The organism is Citrobacter sp. Cf116 (assembly GCF_030336505.1).
GTDB classification, from domain to species: domain Bacteria; phylum Pseudomonadota; class Gammaproteobacteria; order Enterobacterales; family Enterobacteriaceae; genus Citrobacter; species Citrobacter freundii.
Genome location: NZ_JAOWEQ010000040.1, coordinates 500701 through 516798, shown reverse-complemented (window position 1 = coordinate 516798; position 16098 = coordinate 500701). Strand labels below are relative to the sequence as shown.

General features: G+C 53.7%; 12 protein-coding genes. 8 read left to right on the top strand and 4 right to left on the bottom strand.

The window, feature by feature from the left end; translation table 11 throughout:
• Positions 1 to 107 precede the first annotated feature (107 nt).
• Positions 108 to 1343, top strand: coding sequence for an enterobactin transporter EntS (entS, locus tag OGV74_RS19215; RefSeq protein ID WP_048233246.1), 1236 nt, complete (start codon positions 108 to 110; stop codon positions 1341 to 1343).
• Between the two features lie 61 nt (positions 1344 to 1404).
• Here the strand turns inward: entS and fepB are convergent, their stop codons facing one another.
• A complete protein-coding gene (gene fepB / locus OGV74_RS19210) occupies positions 1405 to 2361 on the bottom strand; it encodes a Fe2+-enterobactin ABC transporter substrate-binding protein (RefSeq protein WP_086503814.1) in 957 nt (318 codons plus the stop codon).
• A gap of 187 nt (positions 2362 to 2548) precedes the next feature.
• Between fepB and entC the strand changes: the two genes are divergently transcribed.
• From entC to entH, 5 genes are read left to right on the top strand one after another with little or no spacing between them, the layout of a single operon-like run.
• On the top strand, positions 2549 to 3724 hold the full coding sequence (entC, locus tag OGV74_RS19205; protein ID WP_003022040.1) for an isochorismate synthase EntC: 1176 nt from the start codon (positions 2549 to 2551) through the stop codon (positions 3722 to 3724).
• Positions 3725 to 3755: 31 nt separating this feature from the next.
• On the top strand, positions 3756 to 5366 hold the full coding sequence (gene entE / locus OGV74_RS19200) for a (2,3-dihydroxybenzoyl)adenylate synthase EntE (protein ID WP_003022042.1): 1611 nt from the start codon (positions 3756 to 3758) through the stop codon (positions 5364 to 5366).
• A 13-nt stretch (positions 5367 to 5379) separates the two neighbouring features.
• Positions 5380 to 6237, top strand: coding sequence for an isochorismatase (locus tag OGV74_RS19195; RefSeq protein WP_086503815.1), 858 nt, complete (start codon positions 5380 to 5382; stop codon positions 6235 to 6237).
• The gene (entA, locus tag OGV74_RS19190; protein WP_086503816.1) at positions 6237 to 6992 is read left to right on the top strand and encodes a 2,3-dihydro-2,3-dihydroxybenzoate dehydrogenase EntA; all 756 of its coding nucleotides are present in this window, start codon (positions 6237 to 6239) and stop codon (positions 6990 to 6992) included. Before OGV74_RS19195 ends, entA begins: the two co-directional genes overlap by 1 nt.
• Positions 6993 to 6994: 2 nt before the next feature.
• A complete protein-coding gene (gene entH, locus OGV74_RS19185; RefSeq protein WP_003022055.1) occupies positions 6995 to 7408 on the top strand; it encodes a proofreading thioesterase EntH in 414 nt (137 codons plus the stop codon).
• Positions 7409 to 7452: 44 nt separating this feature from the next.
• On the opposite strand, the gene OGV74_RS19180 is transcribed toward entH, so the two are convergent.
• Entirely contained in the window at positions 7453 to 11364 is a 3912-nt protein-coding gene (locus tag OGV74_RS19180; RefSeq protein WP_286521380.1) for an autotransporter outer membrane beta-barrel domain-containing protein, read from the bottom strand.
• 48 nt (positions 11365 to 11412) lie between these two features.
• Positions 11413 to 11880, bottom strand: a complete 468-nt coding sequence (locus OGV74_RS19175) for an ESPR domain-containing protein (RefSeq protein ID WP_234400761.1) — start codon at positions 11878 to 11880, stop codon at positions 11413 to 11415.
• A 594-nt stretch (positions 11881 to 12474) separates the two neighbouring features.
• Here OGV74_RS19175 and cstA point away from each other — a divergent pair.
• Both cstA and OGV74_RS19165 read left to right on the top strand, forming a co-directional pair.
• Positions 12475 to 14580 carry a pyruvate/proton symporter CstA gene (gene cstA / locus OGV74_RS19170; protein WP_003022061.1) on the top strand — a complete coding sequence of 702 codons (2106 nt, stop codon included), beginning with the start codon at positions 12475 to 12477 and terminating at the stop codon, positions 14578 to 14580.
• Positions 14581 to 14643: 63 nt separating this feature from the next.
• On the top strand, positions 14644 to 14841 hold the full coding sequence (locus OGV74_RS19165) for a YbdD/YjiX family protein (RefSeq protein ID WP_003022064.1): 198 nt from the start codon (positions 14644 to 14646) through the stop codon (positions 14839 to 14841).
• Positions 14842 to 14955: 114 nt separating this feature from the next.
• On the opposite strand, the gene OGV74_RS19160 is transcribed toward OGV74_RS19165, so the two are convergent.
• On the bottom strand, positions 14956 to 16044 hold the full coding sequence (locus tag OGV74_RS19160) for an oxidoreductase (protein ID WP_032948779.1): 1089 nt from the start codon (positions 16042 to 16044) through the stop codon (positions 14956 to 14958).
• Positions 16045 to 16098 lie beyond the last annotated feature (54 nt).

The following is a 16098-nucleotide window of genomic DNA, read 5'->3' as shown; positions in this document are numbered from 1 at the left end:
CAACTTCCCTGATAATGATAGTAATTATCGTTATCGATCTTATTTGGATATGTTAGCATGTGCAGCCATCGAATGGATATTGAAAAAGTACCTGGTAAGGCTCTGTAATGAATCGACAATCATGGCTGCTCAATCTCAGCCTGTTAAAGACCCACCCTGCATTTCGTGCAGTCTTCCTCGCCCGTTTTATTTCCATTGTCTCTCTGGGGCTACTCGGCGTAGCGGTTCCGGTACAAATCCAGATGATGACCCAGTCGACCTGGCAGGTCGGTTTGTCGGTGACGCTGACCGGCAGTGCAATGTTTATTGGCCTGATGGTGGGCGGTGTGCTGGCCGACCGCTATGAGCGTAAAAAAGTGATCCTGCTGGCGCGTGGTACCTGTGGCATTGGCTTTATTGGCCTGTGTTTGAATGCGTTACTTCCCGAACCGTCGTTACTGGCAATTTATCTGCTTGGCTTATGGGACGGTTTCTTTGCTTCGCTGGGTGTGACTGCTTTGCTGGCAGCGACGCCAGCGCTGGTCGGGCGGGAGAATCTGATGCAGGCCGGGGCGATTACCATGCTGACGGTGCGTCTGGGATCGGTAATTTCGCCGATGCTTGGCGGGGTGTTGCTCGCGACCGGCGGCGTGGCCTGGAACTACGGACTGGCGGCGGCGGGGACCTTCATTACCTTACTACCGTTGCTGAGTCTTCCCGCGTTGCCGCCTCCGCCGCAGCCGCGTGAGCATCCGCTGAAATCGCTGCTGGCAGCATTCCGCTTTCTGCTTGCCAGCCCACTGATTGGCGGTATTGCACTGCTCGGTGGTCTGTTAACCATGGCGAGCGCCGTGCGCGTGCTGTATCCGGCGTTGGCGATTAACTGGCACATGTCGAGTGCGCAAATTGGCCTGCTGTATGCGGCTATTCCGCTGGGGGCAGCCGTGGGTGCATTGACCAGCGGACAACTGGCGCACAGTCTTCGTCCGGGACTGATTATGCTGGCATCGACCGTGGCTTCATTTCTGGCTATCGGTCTGTTTGGCTTGATGCCCATTTGGCAGCTTGGGGTTATTTGCCTGGCGCTGTTTGGCTGGCTAAGTGCGGTCAGTTCGTTGTTGCAGTACACCCTGTTACAGACGCAGACGCCGGAAGCGATGCTCGGGCGAATTAATGGTTTGTGGACCGCACAGAACGTCACCGGCGATGCGATTGGCGCGGCGTTGTTAGGTGGTCTGGGCGCGATGATGACGCCGGTTGCTTCGGCAAGCGTGAGTGGGTTTGGGCTGGTGATTGTCGGTCTTTTACTGCTGCTGTTGTTGGGAGAAGTGCGCCGATTCCGGCAAGTCCCCGTAAATGTCTGATCGCGTTGTGCTCTACGGATTGTAGGCCGGATAAGGCGTTAGCCGCATCCGGCGCTGGCAATTAAAACAGAGCCGACAGACGTTGCAGCAGCAGCATTGCGCTGTAGTAGTCGAGACGGAAGGTTTCCGTACCCAGGGCGTAAACACGTTTATTTTGCACGGCTGGCAGATGCGCCAGAAGCGGATTAGCGTAAATAGCCTCGGCATCTTTGCTGTCGCCAGCAAACAGGAACAGCGCTTCGCCGTTCAGGCCTGCCGCCAGGTTCTCACCGCCAAGCTGGATGATATCGTGGCGTTTGCCCTGACTCTGGCTGGTATGCAAGTTGGCAGGCAGCGTTGCCAGCGTGAACCCTAACTGCTCCATCAGCTTGCCTTGCGCTGACTCAGGCGTCCACAGGTTGGCGCTGTGCGCCGCGGCGGTATATACCAGCGCGCTGACCGGCTGTGGTGGCAGAGTAATACGTTGCTTAACTGCCTGTAGTTGCTTATCAAACTCGGCAATACGCGCAGCAGCCTGTTGCTCCTGACCGGTAATTTCACCTAACTGGGTCAGCAGCGACTGCCAGCTTTTATCGTCGTAATTAATGATGAGCGTTGGCGCAATGGTGGACAGCTGATCGTACAGCGCGAGGGCAGAATCGCCCCCGGTGGCGCTTACCAGAATCAAATCCGGCATTTGAGCTGCGACGGCCTCAGCGCTCGGTTCGCCGATATACAGGCGGCTCAGTTTGCGTTCTTTTGCCACTTCGCTCCACTGGCGTAAAAAGCCCTGCGCATCGCCGATGCGATTGTTCGGCGTAGTGGCACCGCTGGCGATGACCGGGGCATCAATCGCCAGCAGCGAACCGGTGAGGGTCACGCTGGTGGAGACAATTCGCTGCGGTTTATGCTCCAGCGTATGCGTGCCGCGGCTGTCAGTAACCTGACGCGGCCAGTCGGCGGCGTGACCTGAAGAAATTCCTGAAAGAGATAAACCTGCCAGTAAGAGCACGGTGCGGCAAAAAGAGGGGAGACTCACGAATCAGCTTCCTGTTATCAGTATAAGTAATGCTTCTCATTTTCATTGTTAGCGAGCAAGGATGCAAGCCAAAGTCGCACATTGTGCTACCACAAGAGTTGACATACCGCCGCTTTACTTTTAGGTTAGCGACCGAAAATATAAATGATAATCATTATTAGAGCCTTTATCATTTTTGGAGGATGATATGGATACGTCACTGGCCGAGGAAAAAACGCAGACTATGCCGACGCTCGCTCCCGACAGTTTTTTCTTTATGTCGCCGTACCGTAGTTTTACGACGTCAGGATGCTTCGCCCGCTATGCGGAACCGGCAATTGATGGCGATTCGCCAGACAGCCCTTTCCAACAAAAAATGAACGCACTGTTTGCTGATGCCAAATCACAGGGTATCGCGAACCCTGTCATGGTCGGGGCTATTCCCTTTGATACCCGCCAGCCATCATCGCTGTTTATTCCCCAATCGTGGCAGAGCTTTTCTCGTACGGAGAAGCAGCAATCATCACGTTACTTTACCGCGCATCAGTCGCTGAACGTCGTGGAACGTAAATCGATCCCGGAACAGGACTTTTTTGAAGATATGGTCGCCCGGGCGGCTGCGCTGACGTCTACTCCGGAAGTCGACAAAGTGGTGTTGTCACGCCTGATCGATATCACCACCGATGCCAACATTGACAGTGGTGCGCTGCTGGAGCGTCTGGTGGCGCAAAATCCAGCGAGCTACAACTTCCATGTGCCGATTGAAGACGGCGGCGTATTGATTGGTGCCAGCCCGGAATTGCTTCTGCGCAAAGAAGGCGAGCGTTTCAGTTCTCTGCCGCTGGCGGGCTCTGCACGTCGTCAGCCTGATGATGTGCTGGATCGCGAAGCAGGGATCCGCCTGCTGGCATCTGAGAAGGACCGCCATGAGCACGAACTGGTGACGCAAGCGATGAAAACGGTATTGCGCGATCGCAGCCGTGAACTGCAACTGCCTTCTTCTCCGCAACTGGTTACTACGCCAACGCTCTGGCACCTCGGCACGCCGTTTGAAGGTAAAGCCAACGCGCAGGAAAACGCCCTGACGCTGGCGTGCCTGTTGCACCCGACGCCTGCGCTGAGTGGCTTCCCACATCAGGTTGCGCGCAAGCTTATCGCCGAGCTGGAGCCGTTCGATCGCGAACTGTTCGGCGGTATTGTCGGCTGGTGTGATGCCGAAGGTAACGGTGAGTGGGTGGTGACGATCCGCTGTGCGAAGCTGTTGCGCAATCAGGTGCGTTTCTTTGCCGGAGCAGGAATTGTTCCAGCCTCTTCCCCGGTTGCGGAATGGCGTGAAACGGGGGCCAAGCTCTCCACGATGTTGAATGTTTTTGGACTGCATTAAGAGCCTTATGGACTGGTTTTAAGGAGCAATAATGAGTATTCCATTCACCCGCTGGCCGGAAGAGTTTGCCCGCAGGTATCGTGAAAAAGGTTACTGGCAGGATTTGCCGCTGACCGACATTCTGACCCGTCACGCCGACAGCGACCATACGGCGGTTATTGATGGTGAACGCCATCTGAGCTATCGCCAGCTGAATCATGCCGCTGACAATCTAGCCTGCAGTTTGCGTCGCCAAGGGATTAAACCCGGTGAAACCGCGCTGGTACAACTGGGCAATGTGGCTGAGCTATATATCACCTTCTTTGCGTTACTCAAGCTGGGCGTAGCTCCGGTGCTGGCCCTGTTCAGCCATCAGCGTAACGAACTCAACGCCTATGCCAAACAGATTGAACCGGCGCTGCTGATTGCCGATCGCCAGCATACGCTGTTTAGCGGGGACGATTTTCTAAACGCTTTTGTGGCCGAACACAATTCAGTGCGCGTGGTGCAACTGCACAACGACGAAGGTGAACACAATCTGCAAACGGCGATAAGCCAACCTGCGACTGATTTTACTGCTACACCGTCGCCCGCTGATGAGGTGGCGTACTTCCAGCTTTCCGGCGGGACGACCGGGACGCCAAAGCTGATTCCTCGCACTCATAACGATTACTACTACAGCGTGCGTCGCAGCAATGAGATTTGCCGCTTCACCGGAGAAACGCGTTATTTATGCGCAATCCCGGCGGCGCATAACTACGCCATGAGTTCGCCAGGCGCACTGGGCGTGTTCCTTGCGGGTGGAACCGTCGTGCTGGCGGCCGACCCGAGCGCTACCCTGTGTTTCCCGCTGATTGAACAGCATCAGGTTAACGTCACGGCGCTGGTGCCACCTGCGGTGAGCCTGTGGCTGCAGGCGATTGCGGAGTGGGGCAGCAATGCGCAATTGGCTTCGCTGAAACTGCTACAGGTCGGTGGAGCGAGACTTTCCGCCACGCTTGCGGCGCGTATTCCGGCTGAGATTGGCTGCCAGTTGCAGCAGGTCTTCGGCATGGCGGAAGGGCTGGTGAACTACACCCGTCTGGACGACAGTCCTGAGCGCATCATCAATACCCAGGGTCGCCCGATGTGTCCTGATGATGAAGTCTGGGTAGCAGACGCTGACGGCAACCCCTTAGCTCAGGGAGAGACTGGACGCCTGATGACCCGTGGTCCGTACACCTTCCGTGGTTATTTCAAAAGCCCTGAGCATAATGCCAGCGCCTTTGACGCCAACGGCTTTTACTGTTCCGGCGATCTGATCGCTATCGACCCGGATGGCTACATCACCGTTCAGGGACGCGAAAAGGATCAGATCAACCGCGGCGGGGAGAAGATCGCTGCTGAAGAGATTGAAAACCTGCTGCTGCGCCATCCAATGGTTATCCATGCCGCGCTGGTCAGTATGGATGACGAACTGATGGGCGAGAAAAGCTGTGCCTGGCTAGTGGTAAAAGAGCCGCTGCGCGCGGTTCAGGTGCGCCGTTTTCTGCGCGAACAGGGTGTGGCGGAATTCAAATTACCCGATCGTGTTGAGTGCGTTGAGTCATTACCGCTGACTCCAGTGGGGAAGGTAGATAAAAAACAATTACGTCAGTGGCTGGCATCACGTTCACTGGCCTGAAGGAGAAATAGAAATGGCAATTCCTAAACTGCAGGCTTATGCGCTACCAACGGCGCTCGATATTCCGGTGAACAAAGTCGACTGGGCATTTGACCCTGAACGCGCCGCGCTGCTGATCCACGACATGCAGGATTATTTTATCGGCTTTTGGGGCGATAACTGTCCGATGATGGAGCTGGTCGTCGCGAACATCGCCGCGCTGCGCCAGTACTGCAAAGAGCATAATATTCCGGTGTATTACACCGCTCAACCGAAAGAGCAGAGTGATGAAGACCGCGCTCTGCTCAATGATATGTGGGGACCGGGCCTGACGCGTTCGCCGGAACAACAAAAGATCGTTGAGGCGCTGGCGCCGGATGAAGCGGATACCATTCTGGTGAAATGGCGTTATAGCGCATTTCATCGCTCCCCGCTGGAACAGATGCTCAAGGAAACCGGGCGTAATCAACTGATCATCACCGGGGTGTATGCGCATATTGGCTGTATGACCACCGCAACGGACGCTTTCATGCGTGACATCAAGCCGTTTATGGTTGCCGATGCGCTGGCGGACTTTAGCCGTGATGAACACTTGATGTCGCTGAAATACGTGGCGGGACGTTCCGGGCGTGTGGTTATGACCCAGGAATTATTACCGACGCCGGTTCCGGCCAGTAAAGATGCGTTGCGCAGCGTTATTCTGCCGCTGCTGGATGAGTCCGAAGAGCCGATGGATGACGAAAACCTGATCGACTATGGGCTGGATTCCGTGCGCATGATGGCGCTGGCGGCGCGCTGGCGTAAGGTTCATGGTGACATTGATTTCGTGATGTTGGCGAAAAAACCGACCATTGACGCATGGTGGGCGCTGCTCTCCCGCGAGGTGAAGTAATGGCCGGATTTGATTTTGCCGGGAAAACAGTCTGGGTAACCGGGGCGGGAAAAGGGATTGGCTACACCACGGCGCTGGCGTTTGCGAATGCAGGTGCTGAGGTGACTGGATTCGATCGCGAATTTCCTCAGGATAACTACCCGTTTACGACCGAAGTGCTGGATGTGGCGAATGCCGGACAGGTAGCTGAGGTGTGCCAGCGCGTCCTCAAAGCGCGCGAGCGTTTGGATGTGTTGGTCAATGCCGCAGGTATTTTGCGTATGGGTGCCACCGATGCGCTAAGCGCTGAGGAGTGGCAGCAGACGTTTGCGATTAACGTTGGCGGAGCGTTCAATCTGTTTCAGCAGACGATGGCGCAGTTTCGTCGCCAGCAGGGCGGGGCGATCGTGACCGTCGCGTCGGATGCGGCGCACACGCCGCGTATCGGCATGAGTGCTTACGGTGCGTCAAAGGCCGCGTTGAAAAGCCTGGCGCTGACCGTCGGACTTGAACTGGCAGGCAGCGGTGTGCGTTGTAACGTGGTTTCTCCGGGTTCGACCGATACCGACATGCAGCGTACGCTGTGGGTCAGCGATGACGCGGAGCAACAGCGCATTCGTGGATTTGGCGAGCAGTTTAAGCTTGGGATTCCGCTGGGGAAAATCGCCCGGCCGCAAGAGATCACCAACACTATTTTATTCCTCGCTTCCGATCTGGCCAGCCACATTACATTACAGGATATCGTGGTGGACGGCGGTTCCACGCTGGGGGCATGACGATGATCTGGAAACGTCATTTGACGCTGGATGAACTCAATGCCACCAGTCAGAACACGATGGTGGCGCATCTGGGAATGGTCTATACCCGACTGGGTGATGATGTGCTGGAAGCCGAAATGCCGGTGGATAGCCGAACGCATCAGCCGTTTGGCCTGCTGCATGGCGGCGCGTCGGCGGCCCTGGCGGAAACGTTAGGTTCGATGGCGGGTTATCTGATGACGCGTGACGGGCAGTGTGTGGTGGGGACGGAACTAAACGCCACGCATCATCGGGCGGTATCGCAGGGGAAAGTACGCGGCGTTTGTCAGCCGTTGCATCTTGGGCGTCAAAATCAAAGCTGGGAAATCGTCATCTTTGATGAGCAGGGACGACGATGCTGCACCTGCCGTTTAGGCACGGCGGTGATGGGGTAAAAGATAAAACGCGTCTGAGCATACCAGACGCGTTTTTGTGTAGATTACCAGCTATAGTGCAGGTTAACGCTGCCACTGAGATCGCTGAAATCGTTGTTTCCTTTCTGCCCTGTTGCCTGCGCGCTAATGTTCCATTGATTGTTGATAGCGGCCTGGATCCCGAGTTTTATTTCAGCGCGATCGGTGGGAAGATCCAGGTTTACCGCTGAGTTATCAAAGGATACCGCCATATCATCGGTCATATGTAGCCAGTTGACTTCGGCGAATGGCTGAAGAACCGCATTGGTTGTCGGTGACGAACCCTCGACGCGAAGACCGAGGCGAGTGGTCCAGTTTTCGCTATTTTGACCGTCAATACGCGTATTGTGTGCTTGCACGCTGTCCGCTTTGTAGCTTTGCCAGACAACCTGTAATTGCGGTATCAGACTTAACGATTGGTTACTGGCGAAGTCCATCGTATATCGATAGCCGCTTTCCAGAGAGAGCGTGTTGGCGGTTGAGTCGTAATGTGTTGTTCCTGCATCACCGTTTTCAACGCTATTATCGTAGAAACCATATTGATACCAACTGTCGACATACCAGCCGCGATGACGCATAGCATCAGCATACCAGGTTGCGTAAACGCCCAAATTGTAGCCGTCGATATCTCCGGTGGCTGAAAACTGGCTGCCATCTGCGCCGCGGTTTCCTGTGCTATCTGTACTGCCATTGATATAGCTTCCCATGAGTCCCAGCGTCAGACTTTGCTGACCGTTGTTCCAGGTGGCGATATCCCCGCCAAGTTGGAACTGGACGTAATCGCTGTCCATGTCGACATTTCCATCTGCAGCAGTAGAGTCCGTGTTTCCGCCTTTTACACGTAGCCATAAGTCGCCTTCATGTGAACGATACTGGCTATCTTCACGGTCGAAAAGCGTTTGTATTTGTAGCTCGCGAGCCAGCCACTGATTCCCCAGATAAGCGCCGATATCGGCACGGTATTGTGGATTTGATGGTTTACCGTCGCTGCCGCTGTCGTCGGGGTCGACAGGTGTTACGTCGCTGCCGCCGTCATCGGGGTCGACAGGGGTTACGTCGCTGCCGTCGTCATCGGGGTCGACAGGTGTTACGTCGCTGCCGCCGTCGTCGGGGTCGACAGGGGTTACGTCGCCGCCGTCGTCGTCGGGGTCGACAGGGGTTACGTCGCCGCCGCCGTCGTCGGGGTCGACAGGGGTGACGTCACTGCCATCGTCGTCAGGATCGACAGGAGTAATATCTCCCCCGTCATCGGGTGTCTCCGCCTGTGAGCGCAAATACCAATTTTCATTATCTTCGTATAAGCGATATTCGTACGGCCCAATCAGGACCCGATTGCCCAGCGAGAAAGCATCATCTGTTGATGTACCGCCAACATTCACAATTTCAATACCCTGGTCGGTGAATGCGCCTTCCCCTCCAGCCTGGTTGATGTACAGCGTGGTTTTACCGTCCACGTCACCCGCTACAATCAGTTCATCGGTCGGCGAGCTATCGTCGCCTAAATAAGTATTGAGTGTCAGGTTACCGCCAGTGCCAGTGTAGTTGCCGTTAATAGTCAATGTATTGCCCGGCGTCGTCCCGGAGCTTGCGATATTGCCCTTGTTGGTGACATTACCGTTTATGATAAAACCGCTTTGGGCGGCAGTATTATCGCCAAAGCGTAATGTTCCAGCGTTGTCCACGTTGCCGTTAACGGTGCCATTGCCACCTAAGGTTGAACCTTGCCCGACGGTGACATACTGTTGACTGCCTGCGGCACCAATAACGCCTGTCTCTGTTAGCCATAACGTCCCCTCCTGCACGGCGGTGGTACCGCTATAGGTGTTATTCGACGTCAGAGTGAGTGTGCCTTCTCCTTTTTTGGTCAGGCTCTTACCATCCCAACCGCTGCGCGTGTCTGATGCGACGTCTTCCAGTTGGCTATTGACAGTAAACTGCTTGCCGCCATCGAGGGTGAATGTGCCGTGAGCAGGGGTGGCGACGGAGCCAGACTGTCCGGCATACCAGCTCAGGCCAACATCCAATTGGTATTGGGTGTTATCTGTGGCGCTGGTTTGTCCGAATACTGACAGGTAATCCGGCATTGAGTCAGTATCCGTTGATAAGCTGGCAAAATCTCCGGTGATTGCAGTGTCTGTATCAATCAACGTAATAGTTTCAATGTCTTGTAATTGAGCGTCAGAGGTGAGTGTGCCGATATCCAGCGCGTTGCCGCTATTACTGATATGTAAATCACCGCCTAACGCAATCTCACCCCCGGTAATCAATGGTGCGCTATTGGCGCTGGCCAGGGCTGCTGCGCTAAGATCAACATTCAGGATGCTACTTTCCTGCAACGTCAGGCTATTAGCATGTAATGTGCTGTCGGCTGCCAGTTCTACGGTACCCGCATTGTCCAGCGATGTCAGGGTTGAACTGTTAGTAACGAGCCATTTGCCTTGATCGGCGAGCGTAAGGCTAAGCTCAGAGTCCAGGCCCCGGGTGTTAAAGTCGTGATTGATGGATGTTGCGCCCTCAAAATAAGATCCCGCATCCATTGTCAGATTGATATATCCCCAGCCGCTGTTAACGATGTCGCCGATAATCGTCATTTTTCCCGTACCGTTGATGGTGCCACCGGGCAATATATTGCTGCCGGACGACACTTTAGGTACCCAGATAGCGATTCCATCGTCGTTGGTTTTAATCGTTGTGTCACCACTCAGATTGACGATGCCGCCCTGTTGAACCATAACGCCAGAAGCGTTGCTGGCTCCTGTCATGTCGATGTTCATGTTGCTGGCATTAATAATGCCTGCGCGGGTAAAACTGTTATCGCCTATAGCCGAAAGCCCGTAGGAATTGGCTCCGTTCATAATGATGTCGGTATTGGAGATATTAATAGTTGAACCACTAAATTGTGCTGATGCGCCATAGCCTCCCGAGGCATAAATTGTGTTTCGATTATCCTGAGAACCGTTGAAATTGATCGTTGATGGGTCAGAAAAAGATGTGTTGGCTATCAGCCCGTACGTTTTGGCGGTGTCGCTTCGTCCGTCGATCGTACTGCCTTCACCAATATTAACGACGGTGGCATACATGCTACTTTGGGCTGTTATCGCTGTTCCTTGCGCTGTTTTTACCGTCAGGTTATCCGCGTCAAGTTCCCCGTATCCTCGGCCAGTGAGGTAAATAGTTGATGCCGTTCCGGTGGCGCTGATGGAACTGCCGGAACCGAGATCTACCAGACCTCCCTCTATACGGATACCTTCGGTTTTGCCGCCGGTCACTTCAATTGTCAGGTTTTCGGCATGTGCTGCGGCAGTGACGTCTTCTTTTTTTGTCGCCGAATAATCTCCGACAAACAGACCATATCCTTCGGAAAATCCTGCCACGGTTATGGTCGAGTCGTGGCCAAAGTCGATGTTGCCTGAGATGTCTGCGCCGCGGCCACTTGTGTGTTCTGTAGAGGTAGTGGATACATCGATCGTCAGGTTATTAGCAGCGATCTGACTTCCCCTTCCTGACGTCAATCCATAGGCCGTTCCACCTGGAGTGGAGAGCGTTATCTTACTGCCTTCACCCAGATTAATATGGTTGTTTGACCCTGTCTGGATTCCATAAATCATCACGGTATTTGCTGAGTCTGCCGTTGTGACATCGATAACCAGACCGTTCGCATTGAGCGTTGTATCTTTGCCGAAATAGAGACCACTGCCTCTCTCGGTACCACTGTTGATTTCTATGTGGGTGTTGTCTCCCAGATTGAGCGTGGTTTTCTCTGCCCTGGAGGTATCGATACCCGTCGCTTTACCGGCGGAGTTGGAGGTTACATGAATGGAGCCACCATCCATGGTGAATGTATTACCGCCATCATAGAAAAAGACACCGGTACTATTTCCGTTCTGGGATTCAACGTTGATTTTGCTTCCTTGCCCGAAGTCGAGAGATGAATCCATACCGTGAATATAAACACCATAGGCGGTGTTGTTACTAGCAACGTTAATTTATAGGTTGTTGGCATCGATGCGGGTACCTGGATTTACTTTATTAATGTAAACACCATTTGTTGAGCTTGTAGTGGTTGAACCGGTATCGGTTACGTTAATCTGTGTATCGTTTCCTAAATCATTTATCACACCGTTATCGAGTTTAACGCCGATTGAACCGCTATCCCCCGTAACGTTAATTGATGCCTTACCCTCAATTTGCACTCCTTGACCACCGGTCACGGTGCTATCGATACCCGTCTCTCCTGATAATGACGTTATAGTGTCACCATTTTTCAGGATGATGGTTTCTCCGCTCTGTGGGCCTTTATCTGCGGCAAGGGCGGCGCTGGTCATGATGCCGACGGTTGATAAAAGCACCCCGGCAACGGTGGTTCGTACCCGGTTATCGCCACGAGAGCGTTCTGACACGACGATGAACATGTTTCGCGCGATATTCCAGACAATGCGATAGCATTTATTCATTATTTATATCCTTATAAAATTATGCCGCTATTAATGAATAGCATTCTGCGTAAAATGATTTTGGATGTTTCTATGTATGCTTTTTAAATATATGTTAGAAGGTGATGGTGATATTTTTATGTAATTTCACTTAATTAATGCTGCATTGGATTATAGGTAGGGGGTATCGCTAAAGGTAGCTTTTGATGTCTGATTTTTTTATCAGGATTAATAAAAGCACTCCATGTATAAAAAATGAGAATATCCTAAGGTTATTAATGGTTTTATAATTAAGGATGTTGCTACTTATGGTTTTAAAATAAGGGCGCATCGCCAGAGTGATGAAATGCTAAATAATTATAATTTACTGTAAATGTATCTATGTTGATGATGAATTCTGTAATTGGCCTCCTGAGCAAGCAAAACGCTGGCCCAGCCGCATAAGTAACGTAATTGTTTCAGCTATAGTTGTAGCAAAGGTGATCCAGTTAACAATGCAATGTAAATAGTCAGTGATGTCTCAGGTTTATGTGGTTGTCAGGTTGTTAAAATCAGGAAAGATGTTATAGAAACAAAATGTAACATCTTTCTGGATCACGCAAACGGACAACAACTATGAATAAATCAGGGAAATACCTCCTCTGGACATTGCTCTCCGTTATCGGAGCATTTGCCCTGGGATATATTGCGTTAAATCGTGGTGAACAGATCAACGCGTTGTGGATAGTCGTGGCGTCGGTCTGTGTCTACCTTATCGCTTACCGTTTCTACGGCCTGTACATCGCGAAAAATGTACTGGCGCTGGACCCGACGCGTATGACGCCAGCCGTGCGTCATAACGATGGTCTGGATTATGTTCCCACCGATAAAAAAGTACTGTTTGGTCACCATTTTGCGGCGATTGCCGGAGCGGGTCCGTTAGTTGGACCGGTGCTGGCGGCGCAAATGGGCTATCTGCCGGGTATGATCTGGCTGCTCGCCGGGGTGGTACTGGCAGGGGCGGTGCAGGACTTCATGGTGTTGTTTGTTTCTACCCGTCGCGATGGTCGTTCCCTTGGCGAACTGGTGAAAGAAGAGATGGGCCCTACGGCGGGTGTTATTGCGCTGGTGGCCTGTTTTATGATCATGGTGATTATCCTCGCGGTACTGGCGATGATTGTCGTGAAAGCGCTGACCCACAGCCCGTGGGGAACTTACACCGTAGCGTTCACTATCCCGCTGGCGATTTTTATGGGGATTTACCTGCGCTATCTGCGCCCGGGCCGCATTGGTGAAGTGTCGGTCATCGGTCTGGTATTCCTGGTGTTTGCCATTATTTCCGGCGGCTGGGTAGCGGAAAGCCCGACCTGGGCACCGTACTTTGACTTTACCGGCGTACAGCTGACCTGGATGCTGGTGGGCTACGGTTTTGTCGCCGCCGTGCTGCCGGTGTGGCTGCTGCTGGCCCCGCGTGATTACCTCTCTACCTTCCTGAAAATCGGCACCATTGTTGGTCTGGCGGTAGGGATTCTGATCATGCGTCCGACGCTGACCATGCCAGCTCTGACCAAGTTTGTTGACGGTACTGGCCCGGTCTGGACCGGTAACTTGTTCCCGTTCCTGTTTATCACCATTGCATGTGGTGCGGTATCTGGCTTCCATGCGCTGATCTCCTCCGGAACCACGCCGAAGATGCTGGCGAATGAAGGGCAGGCTTGCTTTATCGGCTACGGTGGAATGCTGATGGAATCCTTTGTCGCCATTATGGCGCTGGTTTCCGCGTGCATCATCGATCCGGGCGTGTACTTTGCGATGAACAGCCCGATGGCGGTGCTGGCTCCTGCGGGCACGGTTGATGTAGTGGCTTCTGCGGCACAGGTAGTCAGTAGTTGGGGCTTTGCTATTACGCCAGATACTCTGCACCAAATCGCCAATGAAGTGGGTGAGCAATCCATTATCTCCCGCGCAGGTGGTGCGCCGACGCTGGCCGTCGGGATGGCGTACATTCTGCATGGCGCACTGGGTGGCATGATGGATGTGGCGTTCTGGTATCACTTCGCCATTCTGTTTGAAGCTTTGTTTATTTTGACGGCGGTTGATGCCGGTACACGCGCTGCGCGCTTTATGCTGCAGGACTTGCTGGGCGTGGTGTCACCGGGCCTGAAACGTACCGATTCGTTGCCTGCGAACCTGCTGGCGACGGCGCTGTGCGTGCTGGCCTGGGGTTACTTCTTACACCAGGGCGTGGTGGATCCTCTGGGTGGTATTAATACCCTGTGGCCGCTGTTTGGTATTGCTAACCAGATGCTGGCCGGTATGGCGTTGATGCTCTGTGCTGTGGTGCTGTTCAAGATGAAACGCCAGCGTTACGCGTGGGTGGCACTGGTCCCAACCGCCTGGCTGCTGATTTGTACCCTGACCGCTGGCTGGCAGAAAGCGTTTAGCCCGGATGCAAAAATCGGCTTCCTGGCTATCGCCAACAAATTCCAGGCGATGATCGACAGTGGTAACATTCCGGCGCAGTACACCCAGTCGCAGCTGACGCAGCTGGTGTTTAACAACCGCCTGGATGCGGGTCTCACCATCTTCTTCATGGTAGTCGTTGTGGTGCTGGGTCTGTTCTCCATCAAAACTGCGCTGGCAGCATTGAAAGAGGACAAACCAACTTCGAAAGAGACGCCGTACGAGCCGATGCCTGAGAATGTCGAAGAGATCGTGGCGCAGGCGAAAGGCGCGCACTAATATTCTCTTAACCAATGAGCCCTCTCCTGAACGGGGAGGGCGTTTGTACGACAGGGAATCACTATGTTTGAAACACTCGCCAAAGCCGGGAAGTATTTAGGTCAAACCGCCCGATTAATGATAGGTGTGCCGGATTACGACAACTATGTTGAACATATGCGCGTCACGCATCCGGACCAAACGCCAATGACCTACGAAGAATTTTTCCGCGAGCGCCAGGATGCGCGATATGGGGGGAAAGGCGGCGCGAAGTGCTGTTGATTTTTTGCCGGATGGCGCTGACGCTTATCCGGCCTACAACATCGCATTTGCCGTTATAATTAGTCGTCGTAGGCCTGATAAGGCGAAGCCGCTATCAGGCATCCCATACACTAATCATACCGTAAACGACTCTACCTTTTCGAATGCTGCGCGCAGTATCTCCGGCGTTAACGTTACCGGCAGGGCGTGAATGGACTCCACCGGGCGCAGGGTGTGGGTAATCACTTTGTCGATTTCTGCGCGATTATTGATGTCCACGTCCAGTTGAGCTAATCGGGTTGGCAGGTTGAAGCGCTGATAGGCGGTAATTAACTGCGCCAGCACGGCATCTTGTCCCAACAACGCACTCTGCACCAGGATGCCGTACGCCACTTTAGTGCCATGTAAAAACTTCTCTGTTTGTGGGAGGACGGTCAGGCCATTGTGAACAGAATGTGCCGCCGCCACGCGGGTGTAGCGCTCGCCCAGACCACCAACCATGCCGCCTCCGGCAATAATCGCATCCACTACATCGCAAAACGCGCGGCTTAACGAGCCTTGTTGTTTGTCTGTCAGCGCCTGCTCGCTGCTTTCCAGCAGGACGTCGCGGATCGTCTGCGCGGCATCGATACCCAGACGAACAGTTAATGGCAGGTTTTCCGGCTGAGGCGCAAGCACGACGGCCTCGTACCACTTCGCCAGCGTGTCGCCGATCCCCGCCAGTAGATATTCCTCTGGCGCATTGAGAACGATCTCGGGTTCGACCAGAACGAGGAAATTGGCATCAGGGAAAATTTCAAAATGCAGCGCCTGGCCTGCATCGTTATACCAGACGGAGAGCGGCGTCCAGGCAGCGCAGGTCGACGCAATCGTAGGAATACCGACAAACGGCAGATCCAGACGACGGGCCAACGCTTTAGCGGTGTCGAGCAATGTTCCTCCGCCCACGCCAATCACCACGCTGCGATTCTCTCCCGACTCTTTTGCCAGTTGAGCAACATCGGTTTCGCTGCAATGTCCCGTAAACAGCAGGCGCTTAGCCTCGGCGAGATGAAATGTCTCTGGCAGATAAGGGCGGGCCGCATCGATAGCGCGCTCACCATAAACCCACACGGCGCGTGAAAGTTGGTCGGCAGTGAAAAAGTCGTTGAGTCTCGACAGGCTGCCGGGATGGGAAAAATAGTTGGCCGGGCCGGTGACGACGCGAATCTCGGTATTACTCATGTTGTGTTGTCCTTTGGCTGTCCTGTCCAGGCAGGTTATTTTTATATAGACGTC